The following is an 18,133-nucleotide window of genomic DNA, read 5'->3' on the forward strand; positions in this document are numbered from 1 at the left end:
ATGTAATTTATAAATAATCACTTCCTTCAATTTATGAAGGAAGTGATTTAAAATTTAATTAGTAACCACCTGGATTTTGTTGAGAAAGCCCACCTGCTTCTCTTATAAATGAAGTTGGTATAGGCCATAACTCATGTTTTCCAACAATAAAAGTTTTTCCATCTGCTGCCATAGCTGCTGGAGCCTGACCTGTTCTCACAATATCAAACCATCTGTCATGTTCAAAAGCTAATTCTACTCTTCTTTCTTTCCAAATTGCAGTTCTTACATCTGTCTGTGATACTGCTGGAGTACTGCCAAGATTTGCTCTAAGTCTTACTTCGTTTAATAACGGGATAGCATCATTTGTTTGTCCTAATTCATTTAATGCTTCTGCTTTCATTAATAAAACTTCTGCATAACGCAAATATCTTAGGTTTGTATCTGTAAATTCCAAATTATAAAAAGCCGAAGAATATGCTTTATAATTGTACATTGGATTACTTACTGTTGATGCAACTACTCTTCCATCGTATAAAGTTGTACCTCTAAAAATGATTGTAGCGTTCTTTCTTACATCACCAGCTTCGTATGCATCTGCTAAGCCTTGAGTCGGTGTATTGAAACCCCATCCCCAACCTCCGGCACCACGAGGTGCTTGAGAAGCTGTATAATTTCCTATTCCGAATCCTGGAGCAGTAGGCGAACCTATTCCATTAATTTCAAAAATAGACTCAGAACCAAACTCTCCTTCTTTTTTAAATTGTAAAGAATAATCAGAAACTAGAGAATAACCAGTTACTTTATTACAATTATCAACTACGCTTTGCCATTTTTTCTGATATAAACTAACTTTAGCCAATAAAGCATATGCAGATCCTTTCGAAACTCTCGCTACATCAGAACCTGAATAAGCTGACTTTAAAGGCAACGCCTCGATTGCATCATTTAAATCTTTTTCAATAAAAGCGTACACATCAGCAACTGATCTACGAGTTAATTGCATTTCTTTATCTGCCTGAGATATTGGAACAGGAGATATATGATCTACAATAGGAACTCCCCCATATCCTTTTACCAAAGTAAAATACATAAAAGCTCTTAAAAACTTAGCCTCGCCTTCTAATCTGGTTTTTAAAGCAGGTGTTACCTGATCTAATTTTGGCAACATATCTAATGCCTGATTAGCTCTGTTAATACCAGCATAATTATAGTCCCAAATACTTTGAAATGAAGGTGTCGAAGCATTATACTCTAAAGCATCTATTACAGCTTTATCAACACCTGTATCTCCTGGATCTGAACCTTTATCTGCATCATCCGAAATGATACTTGTCACGGCATTCCATGCAAAAGAAGACATGTCCCAAGCTAAAAATGTATTGTAAATTGCATCTACCATTGTCGTTGCCCCATCATCGCTATTAACTTGGTTGGGCTCACCTGGTACGTTTTTAGTTTGATCTACATCTAAAAACTCATTTGAACATCCAGGCATACATAATGCTGAAAGAACAAAAAATGATATATATATTTTTTTCATAATATTAAAATTTTAAATTAGCCCCAATAATAAATGTTTTTAATGCTGGGTAAGCATCTAGCTCAACTCCCTGAGTTCCTGAAACCAATTCTCCATCTCCTAACACCTCAGGAGAGAATCCTGAAAATTTCTGAGTAATAAATGGGTTCATCGCATTTACATAAATCCTACAGTAACTTAAAAAACTATTTTCTCTAATTGGTAATTTATAACCTAAGGTAATATTGTTAATTCTAAAGAAATCTGCAGATTCTAAATAGTAAGTTGATGCGACAGGAATCAAATTGAACGGAGCAGGATTTGATGATGTTGGGTTAGCTTGTGTCCAGAAATCTTTTGTAGCTGAGGCTTCTACATTTTCTCCATAAAAACGTTGTGCCTTTTTACCATTATAAACTTTTGCACCACCAGTACCGTAACCATCAACAGAGAAATCAATATTTTTATAGGTTACACCAAGAGTAACTCCATAATTGGCTGTTGGTAATACTGAACCTACATATTTTCTATCACGAGTTTTATCTAAATCACCCTGAGGAACTGCATCACCGTTAGCGTCGTAATACAACATCTCTCCGTTTAATATACCTGCATATTCATACATATAGAAACTGCCAAGAGGTTGTCCTACTGATGTATTATCAAGTATTTTAGTAGTTTCACCATTACCTAATGAACCTCCATTAATTGTAGCTAATCGTACATCTTTAAGACTTGTAAGCTCATTTTTATTATGAGAAAAATTACCTCCTACCCAATAACTCAAATTATCATTAATTTTATCATCCCAACGTAATGAAATTTCATAACCTTTATTTGAAACTTCACCAACATGTGTTGGAGATACTGCGGTAATACCAGAAGTTGAATATGGTCTAGAATTTAGGATCGCATTTGTAGTGTTTTTGTTATAAACATCAAAAGTTCCTTTTAATCTATTGTCTAATAATTCAATATCTAAACCTGCAGAAGCTTCTTCTACGATTTCCCAAGTTAAATTAGGGTCAATTTGAGCAATAATACTTTGACCAGAACCATCATTATAATTTAATCCAGAAGTAAAATATGCTCTGTTAAGAGGTACTCTTTGGTTTCCTAATTTACCCCATGAACCTCTTAATTTTAATAGATTCAGTCCTTTTACATCAGATAAAAAACTTTCTTTAGTAACAATCCAACCTAAACCAACAGATGGAAAAGTTCCCCAACGATAATCACCAGAATAATTAGAAGAACCATCACGTCTAACTGTTCCTGTAAGTAAATATCTGTCCATCAACTTATATTGGAAACGTCCAAAATAAGAAGCTAATCTTTCCTCATTATCATTAACAGCTGCATAATTAGTTACTCCTCCGTTTTGCGCGTATGGATAACCATCTAAGGCCCAGAAATTACTGTTTGGATTTACATTTTTAATATCTGCCGTCGTTTTACTTCTTGTACCTCTTACGTTAGCTTCAACACCAACTGTAAGTTCAACATCATGAATTTCACTAAAAACTTTATTATAAGTTAAATAGTTTGATAAATTCCAATTGAAATAATCATCTGTATTTCTTGTTAAGGTATTTTTATTAGAACTTTTATCGTAATCTACGGCATTTCTGGTTGGATCAGCAGCTAACCATGTAGCGACATTATCAACAAAATTATACTGTTTGTAAGTGAAGTATTCTCCGTTAAACTGCGAGGTAAATTTTAATGATTTAGTAATATCAAAATCCAACTTTAATCCACCTTGTAGAACAACAGTTTTTTGCTCTTCATCATTTAAATCTAAAGTAGCTACAGCATTCCCCACTGAATTAAATGCATCTCCAGTTTCAGCCGCAACTCCATTTGAAATAAATGGCACGCCATATTTGCCATCAGCATAACGTACCGGAACAAGAGGAGATTGTCTATAAGCAGTAGTAAACGCACTTAAAGGTTTAGGTGTGTTTTTAATAGAAGTAACACTAAAATTTTGACTTACTTTAAGTCTGTCAGAAATTTTATATTCATTATTACTTCTGAAAGTTGTACGACCATAATCAGTACCATTTAAAATACCTTTTTCTTCATAATTACCAATACTCATAAAGTATTTAATGTTTTCTGAAGATCCTGAGAGAGAGATATTATTCTGAGAATAAGTTCCTGTTCTTGTAATTTCATCCATCCAATTGGTATTGTAAGGTTGATTTAGAGAAAATCTTCCAGCAGGATATTGAGCACTAAAAGCAGCATTATTATACTGAATGTATTGATCGGCATTAGCCATTTTCACCTTTTTTAAAGGTGTTCTGAAACCTGTAAAGCTTTCAATTTCAACATTCATTTTTCCTTTTCCGGATTTTGTAGTAATCATAATTACTCCATTTGCCCCCCTCGTTCCATAAATAGCTAATGATGAGGCATCTTTCAAAATTTCGTAAGATGTAATGTCATTAGTATTAATGTTATTAATATTGTCTGTAGGCATTCCGTCAACAACATAAAGAGGATTTCTTCCCCCTAACGCTGTACCAACTCCCCTAATAACAATTGAAGGTGTGCTTCCTGGCGCATCCGAAGTTGCTACCTGAACACCTGCAGCTTTACCTTGAATAGCCTGAGAAGCATTCATTACTTTCATTTTGGTAATTTCTTCAGATTTAATTGAACTTACCGCTGAAGTATTATCAATTTTCTTTCTGGTTCCGTAACCAATAACAACAACTTCTTTTAAAGCTGTATCTTCAGCTTCTTTTAATGTAATTGTCATTGGTGCGGCAGTTGCCGGTACAGAAACTGCATCAAAACCCAACATTGAGACTTTTAATATATCTCCTGGTTTTGCATTGATAGTAAAGTTTCCGTCAAAATCTGCGTCAGTTGTAGCTTTAGCATCAGAGGAAGCAATAACTGCTCCTGGAACTCCCATTCCGCTACTGTCTACGACTTTTCCTTTAATTGCTTGTCCAGACATATAAGCCGGAAGCAGCAAGAGTGCTAAAAAGCTAAAAATAAAATTTTTCATACAGTTCGTAATCATTTAAGTTAGTAGAGCCAAATTAAACAATTACAACGTTGTAGTACATCATATACCACTACTACATAGCTACATCATTATGTTAAAACATTATCATATACTAATGATTACTAATGCTTTAAATGTTAAATTAATTTCATTAACATAACGTTATGATGTAGTAATGATGTATTGGAATTATATAAAAAATGATACTTAAAAATATAAAATCCTTAAATTTTAAATGCGAATCTTACAGACTTAATAAAAATTTTGACAGGTTTTCTTCCTGAGAGAGATTTAATTTCTTTCTTAAGCGATATCGGTGTAGTTCTACGCCCCTAAAAGAGATATTCATCATAGGTGCAATCTCTTTAGAGGAGAGATTCATTTTAAGGTAAACACACAATTTTATATCTTTTGGAGTAAGATTTGGAAACTTTTTAGAAAGATTTATAATAAATTCATTGTGGATTTGATTCAGATTGGTCTCAAAAATTTCCCATTCGTGTTTATTTACTTCATTTATTTTAATCGCCTTTCTAATTTCACTCTTCAGCTTATTAAAATCTTTTTCTGAATCGAGAATGCCTTGGATATTTTCAATCATTTCACTTTGTTTGGCTATAGACAACGATTTTCCAGCAACTTCTGATGATTTTGTTTGCAATTCGAGTTCTAAAATATGTTTTTCGTACTCCTGAATATTGATTTCATTCTCGGCTTTCAATTCCATTTCAAGAATTTCCCGTTGATGTTTTAGTTCTTCAGCCTGCAATCTTAATTTCTGCATATAGCGAAGCTTATTCCATTTATAATAGAAAAATAATACTGCCCCTATTATGAGTATATACAACATCACCATCCATATTGAGAAATACCATGGTTTAGCCACATTAAATTCAAAATCTGAAACTTTTTCATAACTGGCACCGTTATGCTTGTAAACTATAATTGAATGATTGCCACTGCTCAAATTATTTAGTACAATTAATCCATTAGAAATTTGGACAAAATCTTTATTGTCGTTGAGCTTGTAAAATAAATTAGGTTTACTGGCACCATAAATACCTGATATCACGTTTATCTTTAGTTCTGTATTGTATTTAATGGTTGAATCATCAGCAACCAGATTATTATCATTAAATGCTTCTATTTTAACATCTGAATTTTGTCTGTTTTCATATTTCAATTGAAGGGAAATAAATCCGTCATCCAGATTCAGCAGATAATGGTTATTTGTTTTAAAAATTCTCAGATTATCATTGATCAATTTTCCTTTATAATATTTCTCCTGAATAATATTCCAGACAAATTTATTTCCTGTGGCCTGGATATGATATAAAATTCCGTTTTGAAGCACCATAAAATGATCTTCATCGATAGCAACAACATCTGTTATATCTTTGAAGTTAATATTAAACAATTCATTTTCCTCCAGTTTATTGGTTATAGAATTGTAAGTATACCAGGAATTATTAATTAGAAAAAGAATTTCATTTCTGAACTCAAAAATCTTGACACCAAAGTCATTATTTATTTTGCTTTGCTGGGTAATATTTTCAACTTTTTTGGTCTTATAATTATCATCGTATAAAACACGATACAATCCTCGGTAATTATCCGCAGCCCAAATTTCATTCTTTTTGTTTTGGGCAACATATTTTATGGGCTTCGACAGATCTTCAATCTTTTTCGTCTCAGTTAATTTTGAGATATCATCATAGACTAAAACACCGCTGTAAGTTGACTGAAAATAGGTATTGCTGATAATGCTTTTTGATAAATTCCAACCACCGCTAACATTATTGGTTTTTACTAATCCACCATTATTATAACAAAATGTACCATCATTATGACCGATAATGTATTTATCATCAATTTTAGTAATATTCCAAGCCTGTCCTTGTGTATTAGGCATCATATGAAATTTACCTGAATCAAATTCAAAAACTCCATGGTTGGAGGCAATCAAATATCCTTTATGGGTTGTTGCTACAGAATAAACAGAACCCAAAAGACCTGAATTATCATAAAAAAAGGAAATTGGAGAATTTACTTCTACATGGGCAATTCCGTTATCTAAGCCCAGCCATAAATCATTTTCTTTATCAAAACCAATGCTTAAAATAGAGTTATTCATTAAGACATTATTTCGATCTATATTTTTATAGGTATTGGTTGCAAAATCATAAATAAAAAGACCTCTGTTTCCTGTTCCGATAACTAATTTATTGCCTTTAATAAATTTAGCAACATTAATCGTAGCTGCTTTTAAAGTTTCATTTAAAGGATTGTTCCAAGGTTTTAATCCCTCTTTTTCTACGACGAATATTCCTTTTTTCTGGGTAAAAATATAATTCTTATTCTGGTATTTTTCGACAGCATGCACTACTGTCTTTTTTAAAACATCCCACCCTTTAGGATTGGTAATTTCTGCGCCATTCATTTTAAAAAGACCTTTTTCTACTGAGGCTACATAAACATCATTATCTACTACGAAACAATACGATATTAAAAAAGGAAATTTAATTTTCTCTATGTTTTTTCCATTATAAATAAAAACATCATTAAAAGACTGAAAATAAATTGATCCGTTAAATCTAAAAATTTTCCAGATTTCCTCATTGTCTTTTTCATCAAACAAACGAAGATTTTTGGTAATCGAAACGTAATGCATTTTGCCTTCTTTTCTATACCAATAACCAAATTCTTTATAAGAACCGGAATATATTTTATCTCCTTCGATCATAATCGAACGGATGATGGTTTTATTAGGCAAAGTATATTTTTCCCACATCACGCCATCGTATCGTAATAAATAGTGATTATTAGCAAAATACATAGCATCATCTTTTCCCTGAGCAACATTCCAGATTTGATTGTCGCCCTGATAGTCTGATTTATTATAATTTTCTACAAAAGGAAGTAATTCTTGTGCTTGTATTTGTGAAGCAATGAAAAAGAAGAAAAGAAGTTTTAAAAGTATCGATTTCAAAATATTCGGTTTTATCTTCAAAGATACTGACAAATATTTTAATCTTAAAGCATAAAAAAAGCTCCTAATTAAGGAGCTTTTATAAAATTTAGGATGTTTTTTAATTTTGAAGTAAATGATAAACCTGATTGGCAATTTCATATTCTTCATCAGTTGGTATAACCAAAACTTTTGTTCTTGAATTTGAAGTATTAATTTCTCTAATTTCTTTAGAACGAATTTTATTTTTCTCCTCATCTACTTCAATTCCAAAATAATCCATATCCGTGCAAACTAATTGGCGCATATAAGATGAGTTCTCCCCTATTCCTGCAGTAAAAATAATAGCATCCAAACCATTTAAAGCTGCCGTATAAGCACCAATATATTTTCTAATGCGGTATGCATTCATAAATAAAGCAAGCTGACAATCTTTATTTCCTTTCGCAGCTTCTGACTCGATATCACGCAAATCGCTATATCCAGTAAGACCAAGCATTCCACTTTGTTTTAATAAAATCGAATTGACTTCATCTGCAGAATATCCCAGATTTTTAATCATATAAAAAACTATCGACTGATCTATATCACCGCTTCTTGTACCCATTATTAAGCCATTAGAAGGTGAAAATCCCATTGTTGTATCAATACACTTTCCGTCTCTAATTGCTGCCATACTACAGCCATTACCAATATGAATTGTGATGATTTTTGAGTTTTCTTTTAAAAAGTGAATTGCTTTTTCAGACACATATTTGTGACTCGTTCCATGAAAACCGTAAACCCTAACCTTATTCTCTGTTAAAAGATAATTTGGAATGGCATACTTGTACGCTACTTCAGGCATTGTTTGATGAAAAGCGGTATCAAAAACAGCAATCTGCTCTGCTGAACTAAATATTTCTTCAGCTACATTAATTCCTTCTAAATTGGCAGGATTATGTAATGGTGCCAGTTCAAAAAGCTGTTTTATTTTAGCTTTTACATTCTCATCAATTTTAACAGTATCACTAAAATCACTTCCTCCATGCACTACTCTATGCCCCACTGCACTAATTTCTGAAGTAGATTTTATAACTCCTTTTTCAGGATCTAAAAGCATATTGGCTACTTTTTGCAATCCCACTTTATGATTAGGTATTGGAAGTAATTCTTCTAATGAATGTAAAGAAGTTTTAAATGTTATATTGGAAGTTTCCAGTCCAATTCTATCAATCATACCGGAACAAATTACTTCGTTTGTTGGCATAACCATTAATTGGTATTTGATAGATGAACTTCCTGAATTGATAATTAATATTTTCATTTTTTTCTAGGTTCTAAGATTCTAAGTTGCTACGGTTCTAAGTTTTTCACTTAAGAGTCATAGCGTTTTATTTTTTTAAAGAGTGTGAATTTAAACGCGGATATAAACGGATTTTTTTATTGAATTGTGAGTTCATAACTTATAACTTATAACTCATAACTCATAACTTACAATTACAATCCCTGCGCCTGAATCGCTGTAATTACTACCGTGTTTATAATATCATCTACGGTACAACCACGGCTTAAATCGTTTACTGGCTTATTTAAACCTTGTAACATTGGACCAATAGCCAATGCTCCGGTTTCTCTTTGTACTGCTTTATAAGTATTGTTTCCAGTATTTAAATCAGGGAAAATAAGTACACTGGCCTGGCCTGCTACTTCAGAATCCGGCATTTTACTTTTTCCTACTGCACGGTCTACCGCGGCATCGTATTGAATTGGACCTTCAATCTTAAGATCTGGTCGTTTTTGTTTTACAATTTCAGTTGCAGTTCGCACTTTATCTACCTCATCTCCTTTTCCTGATGAACCAGATGAATAAGAAAGCATGGCAATTTTAGGTTCTATTCCAAAAGCTGAGCTTGACTCTGCAGATGAAATCGCAATCTCTGCCAATTGCTCGGCTGTTGGGTTTGGATTAATAGCACAATCCCCAAAAACAGAAACCCTGTCTTCTAAACACATGAAAAATACAGATGAAACTACAGATGAATTTGGTTTTGTTTTAATGAATTGTAAGGCTGGTAAAATGGTGTGTTGTGTTGTGTGTGCAGCACCGGAAACCATTCCGTCAGCATGACCTTTGTATACCATCATGGTACCAAAATAAGATACATCTTCCATTAAATCCCTTGCCATAGTAATACTTACATTCTTTGCTTTTCTAAGCTCATAATAAGTATTAGCATAATCTTCATAAAGCTCAGATTCTTTTGGGTTGATGATGTTTACTTTTGAAAAATCAAATGGAATTCCTAACTCGGCAACCTTATTTTCAATATGTTTTTTATCTCCAATAATCGAAATATCTACTACATCCATATCTAGTAATCTTGAAGCGGCGATGATAATTCGGTCATCATATCCTTCAGGCAAAACAATATGTTTACGATGTTGTTTGGCTCTTTTTACCATATTATACTGGAACATTTTTGGCGTCATTCCTTCCGGTATAAAAGTGATTAACCTTTCGGACAAAGTTTCAACTTCAACATACTTTTCAAAAGTAGTTATCGAAGTCTCAATTTTATGTGTATTGTTGGCGTAAATCTCTGATCTAATTGCCCCAATTTTATTTGTAATATGATAAGTACCACCATCAACCGCAATAATAGGAACGATGGCAGAAAGACCTTCGATAAGTTTCAAAATACTTTCTTCAGGAACAATATTTCCTGTTAGAATAATTCCGGAAATAGTTGGGTAATTAGCCGATTCATTAGCTTGTAAAGCTCCCAGAATAATATCTGAACGGTCTCCAGGCGTAATCACCAGGGCATTTTCATGTAAATGAACTAAGTAATTGTGCAATTGCATGGCACCAACGCTAAAATGCCCAATTTCGTTGTTTAAATACGCACTTCCAAACAATACTTTTGCATCAAGCTGATTGACAATTTCCTGCATTGTTGGATTATTCAAACTTGAAATCAACGGAATTGTATTGATTAAAACATTCTCTGGTAAGCTTTTCTTAAGTCCCTGCGTAACCAGTTCTATATTTTCAAGTTGTACTTTATTTGCAATTACAGATAAAACCTCAACCTCTTTAACTTTAAAAGAATCATAAACCAAATAAAGGCTGTCGACTAATTCTTCTAATGTCTTTCCAACTCCGGATCCTATAATAATACTTGGGATTCCAAGGTTTTTGGCAATTAGAACATTCAAGTCTAATTCTATTGAAGTTCCTTCACCTGTAAAGCTTGTTCCTTCTACCAAAACGAAGTCAAAGCGCTCTTCAAGTTTCTTATACTTTTCAATAATTAAATCGAGAACCTCGCCTATTTTTCCTTTATTTTTTTTCTTGATCAGCTTGCTTTTGGTTATTGCATAAGCATCTTCAAACTTTATATCAAGATTAAAATACGATAAAACTGTCTCAATATGGTTGTCCAGTTCTCCATCTACAAAATCCTCTACAATTGGCCTAAAATAACCCACTTTTGCCGTTTTACCAATTAAAATACTCATCAAACCGAGCGTGATAATCGACTTTCCACTATTGTGGTCACTTGTGGCTATATATACTGCTTTACTCATAATTCATATTTTGAAACTTAACAAATTTTTTAATTATATATAATAAACGCTAAAACCAGCGTCTTTTTTTGAAATAGATAATCAGGGCTATTACCAATAAAACCATCGCCCCCAGCACAATAAAATAGCCGTTTTTTGCTTTCAGTTCCGGCATGTATTCAAAGTTCATACCGTAGACTCCAACAATAAAAGTAAGCGGGATAAATACGGCCGAAATAATGGTAAGTGTCTTCATTATTTCATTCATCTTTCGGCTTTGTTCCGAAAAATAAAAATTAGAAGCACTTTCTAGTGAACTCATATCCGAATCAATTTGTTCTAAAAGTTCTAAGCTTTTTTGATGCAAACGGATGAAAAAACTAAAAGTTTCTTTTTCAATTCCGTTGTATGTATCATCGTCTTTAATTGTTTTTAGATAGTACAAAGAATCCCTTAGCGGAATAATCGAACGTTTTAAAAAATTAAAATTATCACGGTGATTTTCAATCTTTTCCAGAATAATAGGATCTGCGCCTTTTTTAGTCAGATTGATTAATTCCTCGATCTTATCCTCTTCGTCTTCAATCGTAATGTAAAAATTCTCCATTACGGCATCTAATAACAAATACAGTAAATAATCTACCTTTTTGGTTCTTACAATGCCTGCATGTGTGCGAAGACGTTCCCTGATATGGGTAAAAAAATCACTTCTTTTTTCCTGAAACGAAATCAAAATTCCATCTTTCAAAATAAAACTTATCTGCTCAACACTTATATTATCTGAATATTCAGATGGCAAAAGCGATTTTATATTAAAAAACAAAACATCTTTTTGTTCTTCAAGCTTGGTCCTTTTGGTGGTATTTAAAATATCTGCTAATAAAAAATCATCGAGTTTAAAATGAGCACCAATTGTTTTTAGCAAATTAATGTCATTTAATCCGTGGATGTTGAGCCAGTTATTTTTTGTATAATCAATACAGGTATTCAATGCCAAAACGGTAAACTTCTCATATTCAATTACATCTTCGTTATCATACACAAAAAGCTGCATCTCAGTTTCATGTTCTTTTTGTGTTCCTGTATACTCTAAAGTGATATGTTGAAGCTTCCGTCCTTTCTTGTATTTGATCTTTCTCATGCAAAAATATTTACATAGTAATATTACGAAAAAGAATTCGAACAGTAAATGACATTTATCATTTTGGAAGAAAGACAAAGTAAGATTATTCAAAATAATAATTACTTTTATGAAAATCAATTTGTTTTTATAATTTCATTTTAAAAAAATAAGGAAAAAAATGATCCATAAAATAAAAATTTCTATTCCGGAACCCTGTCATGAAAATTGGCTGGAAATGACTTCAACCGAAAAAGGAAAATTCTGCAGTAATTGTCAAAAAAATGTGATTGACTTTACAAAAGCTTCAGACAGAGAAATTCTTTTGGAATATAATAAAAATGAGCATTTATGCGGTCGATTTAGAGCATCTCAATTATACAGGACTTTAATTCTTCCTAAAGAAAAAAAATCGATCTGGATGATTGCTACGGCATCAGTAATTGCATTTCTGGGATTAGGAAATCAAACTGCAAAAGCACAGGGCAAACCAAGAATAGAACAAACAGATAACAAACAACTGAAAGAGAAAGAGAAAGTTAAAGAAAAATCTAAAAAAGAGCTCTTAACTTATAAAGGAACATTGTATGATTCTCAAAATTATCCATTAGAAGGTGTTAATGTCAAAGTAAAACGAACCAAAGTTGAAACCAAAACTAATTTTGACGGAGAATTTACAATAACCGCAAAAAAAGGAGCTATTTTAATATTTCAATCGCCAGGTTTAATAACTGTCGAATTTAAACTCGGAGATGAATATAAAATCAAAGTACAAATGAAAAATGAATTCATTACAGGAGACGTTGTAATAGTAAAAACAGAAGATTATTAGCTACAATTTGATTAATTATAAGGCATAAAAAAACCGAGTCATTTCTGACTCGGTTTTCATTATTGTTAAAGAAGAATTATTTTACTTCTTCGAATTCAACGTCTTCAACATTGTCACCTTGCGATTGCTCTTGTTGTGGAGCTGCTTGTTGACCTTGTTCACCTTGAGCATACATAGCTTCTGTAGCTGTTTTCCAAGCTGCATTGATGTTGTCAAGAGCAGTTTGAATAGCTGGAATGTCTTGAGATTGGTGAGCCATTCTCAATTCAGTTAAAGCGTACTCTACAGCAACTTTGTGGTCGTCAGCAAGTTTGCTTCCTAACTCTTTCAATTGACTTTCTGTTTGGAAAATCATGCTGTCAGCTTCGTTTAATTTCTCAGCTCTTTCTTTAGCTATTTTGTCAGCATCAGCGTTAGCTTCAGCATCTTTTTTCATTTTTTCGATTTCTTCAGCTGTTAATCCAGAAGAAGCTTCGATACGGATATCGTGAGATTTTCCTGTTCCTTTATCAGTTGCAGAAACTTTGATGATACCATTCGCATCAATATCAAAAGTAACCTCGATTTGAGGAACTCCTCTTGGTGCTGGTGGAATACCATCTAAGTGGAAACGACCGATAGTTTTGTTATCAGCAGCCATAGCTCTTTCTCCTTGTAATACATGGATTTCAACAGATGGTTGAGAATCAGCAGCAGTAGAGAATACTTGAGATTTTTTAGTTGGAATAGTTGTGTTAGACTCGATTAATTTAGTCAATACACCACCCATAGTTTCGATACCTAAAGAAAGAGGTGTTACGTCAAGTAACAATACATCTTTTACATCTCCAGATAAAACTCCACCTTGAATAGCAGCTCCAATAGCAACAACCTCATCAGGGTTAACACCTTTAGATGCTTTTTTACCAAAGAATTTTTCAACTTCGTCAGCGATTCTTGGCATACGAGTAGAACCTCCAACAAGGATTACTTCGTCGATATCAGATGTAGATAAACCTGCATCTTTTAATGCTTTAGCAACTGGCTCCATAGAACGTTTTACTAAAGTATCAGATAATTGCTCAAATTTAGCTCTTGATAATTTTTTCACTAAGTGTTTTGGTCCAGAAGCAGTAGCAGTTACGTAAGGTAAGTTGATTTCAGTTTCAGCAGAAGATGATAATTCAATCTTAGCTTTCTCAGCAGCTTCTTTCAAACGTTGCAATGACATTGGATCTAAACGTAAATCAATACCTTCTTCAGATTTGAAATCGTCAGCTAACCAGTCAATAATAACCTGGTCAAAATCATCACCACCTAAGTGAGTATCACCATTTGTAGACAATACTTCAAAAACACCATCTCCTAATTCAAGAACAGAGATATCAAAAGTACCTCCACCTAAATCGTAAACAGCAATTTTTTGATCAGTTCCTTTTTTATCTAATCCGTAAGCAAGTGCAGCTGCAGTTGGCTCATTGATGATACGCATAACTTTAAGACCAGCAATTTCACCAGCTTCTTTAGTAGCTTGACGTTGTGCATCGTTAAAGTAAGCAGGAACAGTAATAACTGCTTCAGTTACAGTTTGACCTAAATAGTCTTCAGCAGTTTTTTTCATTTTTTGAAGTGTCATTGCTGACAATTCCTGAGCAGTGTATAAACGACCGTCAATATCCACACGTGGCGTATTGTTGTCACCTTTTACAACACTGTAAGGAACTCTTTTTGCCTCTTCCTGAGTTTCAGCAAAAGTGTGTCCCATAAAACGTTTAATAGAAGCAATCGTTTTTGTAGGATTCGTTACCGCTTGTCTTTTTGCAGGATCACCCACTTTAATTTCTCCACCTTCAACAAAAGCGATGATAGATGGCGTTGTTCTTTTTCCTTCTGCGTTAGGAATAACAACTGCTTCGTTACCTTCCATTACAGAAACACAAGAGTTCGTCGTACCTAAGTCAATTCCGATTATTTTACCCATTTTTTATATATTTAATTTTGATATACTAATTTATAACTCAGGTGGCATAAGTCAATCTTTGTGCCAATATAAAAAACCAAAGTAAATTGTCAGTTTTACTGTCGGCACATTAAAAACAATCTGACAACATGACATTTTCAAAACCTGACATTCGTGGCATATCAGTACTTTACGTGTCATTATAAGGAGCTGTTTCCCGCTATCCGCTATATCTTTTATGCCGCGGCGGCGGACATAAAAGGATACCGCTTCTATCGGGGCTAAGGCAACTGTTTTCATAATTATATTTAATGTCACATTAATAAATAAAAATATTGTTTAGACCTTACTTCTATCCTAACTACATCAAGATGACGAAATTTGCAATTTTAGACCCATTCAAATATTTATAAGAAAAAGTTTATATTTGAAAAAATATTAAAATAATAACCCACTTCGTCTTAAATTTCAACCATAAAACATTCAATGAAAGCATATATTCAAACAGACAAATCCGGAAACTTCTACAATGTAAACGCTTATGTTGCCAACGAAGGCTTTCAAACATTAGGCTGGGAAACTGAAAAATATTTTTCAGTAGATGAAATCACAGACAACGATCCTGAAAGTTTAATTGTTGGCGGAATTGGTAATGTGAGAAAACGATTGGAAAAATTTGGAGTAGAAAGACCTTCAAACGAAATAGACTATCCTAAAGAATTAGAAAAATATTTGGGGCGAAAAGTTTGGGTTTCTACAATCGAAGAAATATTTAGAGACGAACAAAAGTGGAATATCTTTATAAAACCGAAAAAAGAAACAAAAAAATTTGTTGGAAAAGTTGTTAAGGATTATAAAGACTTTATTGGAATTGTTGACAACGACAATCCTACACAAATTTGGTGCTCTGAAATAGTGAATTTTAAGACTGAATGGAGATGCTTTATAAGATACGGCGAAATTTTAGACGTAAGGCAGTACAAAGGTGTTTGGGATTCTAAAATTGACTTGTCTGTAATTAAAAATGCTATCAAAGATTTTGAAAGTTCACCGGCTTCATACGCTTTAGACTTTGGTATAGATGATAATGATACTATGAAATTAGTAGAAATAAATGATGGTCATTCATTGGGAACGTACGGAATAAGCCCAATAAATTATGCTAAGTTTTTGTCTGCAAGGTGGTCAGAACTGACGAAAACAAAAGACTATGCCCGCTTTTAGAACAAATCATCAAATCACACAAAAACGCAAAATCAGATCTAAAATGAAAAAGACATTCTTACTATTTTTTGTTCTCATTCAAATTAACATTTACGCACAGGCACAAAAAGTAAAAGATAATTTTAATGTAGTAATCAGGACCGAAGAAGGCGATTTAAACAATGACGGCTTAATTGATAAAGTGTTCGTGAAAATGGATACAATAGATCAAACGCAACCTTTAAAACTGGAAATCTATTTTTTAGAAAAAAACGGAAAATATAAACTGAACGTAGCTACAAAAAATTTAATGAAAGCTCAATATCCAAATGGTAAATACGGTGGCGATCAAATTCCTGATATTATTATTGAAGAAGGTTATTTACTCATTGGATCTGAAATTGGTAAAAATCATTTTTGGCATAAATTCAAATTCAACAATGGATATTTTGAATTGCAAAAAATAACGAATGTCGTTTGGGATGGCCAAAATTTAACTACCGAAACTGATTTTAATCTATTAACAGGACAAAGAACCGAAATAACAAAAGCACTGGGGTCTGAAAAAATCCTAAAAGAAACAACTAAAAAAATCATCGTAAAACCACTGCCAAAAATAAATGATTTCAGAGCTTTTGACAGTAAGTTGAATTAAAAATCAAAGACTTACAAATTCAAATTAATTACATTAGCATTTTTCTAAATCAAAATAATGGAAAATTACAGCATTATTATTTTTATCCTCGCCATCGTAATTGGCCTTTCGGCTTTTGCGCAAAAAATAAAATTACCTTACCCAATATTGCTTGTTATTGCCGGAATTGCAATTGGTTTTATTCCGTCGATGGGCGAAATCGAAATCAATCCTGAAATTATTTTTCTGCTATTTCTGCCGCCATTATTGTATGATGCTTCTTTTAATATTTCGACTAAAGACTTTAAAACTAATATTAATACCATTAGTACCTTAGCTATATCATTAGTTTTCCTGACCACAATAGGCATTGCAGTTGTAGCCCGTTATATGATTCCCGGAATGACCTGGCCGCTGGCATTTGTGTTAGGTTCTATACTTTCTGCTACAGATGCTGTTGCAGCCATAAGCATTACAAAAGGATTAAATTTATCCCATAAAACCTTAACCATTCTGGAAGGCGAAAGCCTTATCAACGATGCATCGGCATTGGTTGCCTATCGTTTTGCAGTAGCAGCCGTAATGGGATCTGCTTTTATTATCTGGAAAGCAGCTTTACACTTTGTATTACTGCTTGGAGGCGGTTTTCTGGTAGGTTTTGTAATGGCAAAAATCCTGGCTTTTATATTAAGCAAAGTACACAAAAAAAATATCGAGGTTACGATAAGCTTTATGCTTTTAATGCCTTTTGTAACTTATCTTATTGCAGAACATTTAGAAGTTTCCGGAGTAATTGCCGTTGTTATTTTAGGATTAACCATTGCCCGCTTTAGTAAAAAAATATTTCCGGAAAGTTTAAAAAACCAATCTCGTAGTCTTTGGGATATTATTATTTTTTTACTCAACGGACTCATTTTTATCTTAATCGGACTTAACTTTCGCTATATCCTAAAAGGTATAGACAACGATATGATTTTGCCTTACATTGGCTATGCTGCCATTATTACTATTGTTGCCTTATTAATTAGAATGGCAAGGATTTTTTTGCAGAAAATCAATCTTCAAAAAGCGTTTCAAAATACTAAAAGAACCAGAAAAGTTAGCGAACATGCCCTTTTAGACTTTAACAACAGTATTATTATAAGCTGGTCAGGAATGCGCGGAATCGTTTCTCTGGCTATTGCCATTGGTATCCCTAAAACGCTCGAAGACGGAACTCCTTTTCCGGAACGAACCACTATTATATTTATCTCTGTAGCCGTTGTTTTATTAACGCTTATTGGGCAGGGATTGACTTTGCCTTTTATTGTAAAAAAATTAGAAGGCAACAAACAGGAAGAATTGCCATCTTAATTTTCT

Annotated in this window: 11 protein-coding genes; 4 read left to right on the plus strand and 7 right to left on the minus strand. The window is 33.0% G+C overall.

The window, feature by feature from the left end:
• Positions 1-58 precede the first annotated feature (58 nt).
• The 6 genes from ACIDC4_RS21785 to corA all read right to left on the minus strand — a co-directional run bounded on the left by ACIDC4_RS21785 (position 59) and on the right by corA (position 12,187).
• Positions 59-1,522: a RagB/SusD family nutrient uptake outer membrane protein gene (locus ACIDC4_RS21785; protein ID WP_412044994.1), complete on the minus strand. Its 1,464-nt coding sequence runs from the start codon at positions 1,520-1,522 to the stop codon at positions 59-61.
• A 4-nt stretch (positions 1,523-1,526) separates the two neighbouring features.
• Entirely contained in the window at positions 1,527-4,526 is a 3,000-nt protein-coding gene (locus ACIDC4_RS21790) for a SusC/RagA family TonB-linked outer membrane protein (RefSeq protein WP_412044993.1), read from the minus strand.
• Positions 4,527-4,770: 244 nt separating this feature from the next.
• Positions 4,771-7,515, minus strand: coding sequence for a helix-turn-helix and ligand-binding sensor domain-containing protein (locus tag ACIDC4_RS21795; protein WP_412044992.1), 2,745 nt, complete (start codon positions 7,513-7,515; stop codon positions 4,771-4,773).
• 100 nt (positions 7,516-7,615) lie between these two features.
• Positions 7,616-8,800, minus strand: a complete 1,185-nt coding sequence (locus ACIDC4_RS21800; RefSeq protein ID WP_412044991.1) for an acetate/propionate family kinase — start codon at positions 8,798-8,800, stop codon at positions 7,616-7,618.
• 173 nt (positions 8,801-8,973) lie between these two features.
• Complete coding sequence (pta, locus tag ACIDC4_RS21805) at positions 8,974-11,067, minus strand: phosphate acetyltransferase (protein ID WP_412044990.1); 2,094 nt, start codon at positions 11,065-11,067, stop codon at positions 8,974-8,976.
• Between the two features lie 49 nt (positions 11,068-11,116).
• A complete protein-coding gene (gene corA / locus ACIDC4_RS21810) occupies positions 11,117-12,187 on the minus strand; it encodes a magnesium/cobalt transporter CorA (protein ID WP_412044989.1) in 1,071 nt (356 codons plus the stop codon).
• 160 nt (positions 12,188-12,347) lie between these two features.
• Between corA and ACIDC4_RS21815 the strand changes: the two genes are divergently transcribed.
• Entirely contained in the window at positions 12,348-12,998 is a 651-nt protein-coding gene (locus ACIDC4_RS21815) for a carboxypeptidase-like regulatory domain-containing protein (protein WP_412044988.1), read from the plus strand.
• 76 nt (positions 12,999-13,074) lie between these two features.
• On the opposite strand, the gene dnaK is transcribed toward ACIDC4_RS21815, so the two are convergent.
• Complete coding sequence (dnaK, locus tag ACIDC4_RS21820) at positions 13,075-14,958, minus strand: molecular chaperone DnaK (RefSeq protein ID WP_412044987.1); 1,884 nt, start codon at positions 14,956-14,958, stop codon at positions 13,075-13,077.
• 465 nt (positions 14,959-15,423) lie between these two features.
• Between dnaK and ACIDC4_RS21825 the strand changes: the two genes are divergently transcribed.
• From ACIDC4_RS21825 to ACIDC4_RS21835, 3 genes are read left to right on the plus strand one after another with little or no spacing between them, the layout of a single operon-like run.
• A complete protein-coding gene (locus ACIDC4_RS21825) occupies positions 15,424-16,161 on the plus strand; it encodes an ATP-grasp domain-containing protein (protein ID WP_412044986.1) in 738 nt (245 codons plus the stop codon).
• 43 nt (positions 16,162-16,204) lie between these two features.
• Positions 16,205-16,795: a hypothetical protein gene (locus ACIDC4_RS21830; RefSeq protein WP_412044985.1), complete on the plus strand. Its 591-nt coding sequence runs from the start codon at positions 16,205-16,207 to the stop codon at positions 16,793-16,795.
• A 57-nt stretch (positions 16,796-16,852) separates the two neighbouring features.
• Positions 16,853-18,127 carry a Na+/H+ antiporter gene (locus ACIDC4_RS21835; protein ID WP_412044984.1) on the plus strand — a complete coding sequence of 425 codons (1,275 nt, stop codon included), beginning with the start codon at positions 16,853-16,855 and terminating at the stop codon, positions 18,125-18,127.
• Positions 18,128-18,133: the final 6 nt, after the last annotated feature.

This window comes from Flavobacterium sp. C3NV (assembly GCF_046825355.2).
GTDB lineage: Bacteria > Bacteroidota > Bacteroidia > Flavobacteriales > Flavobacteriaceae > Flavobacterium.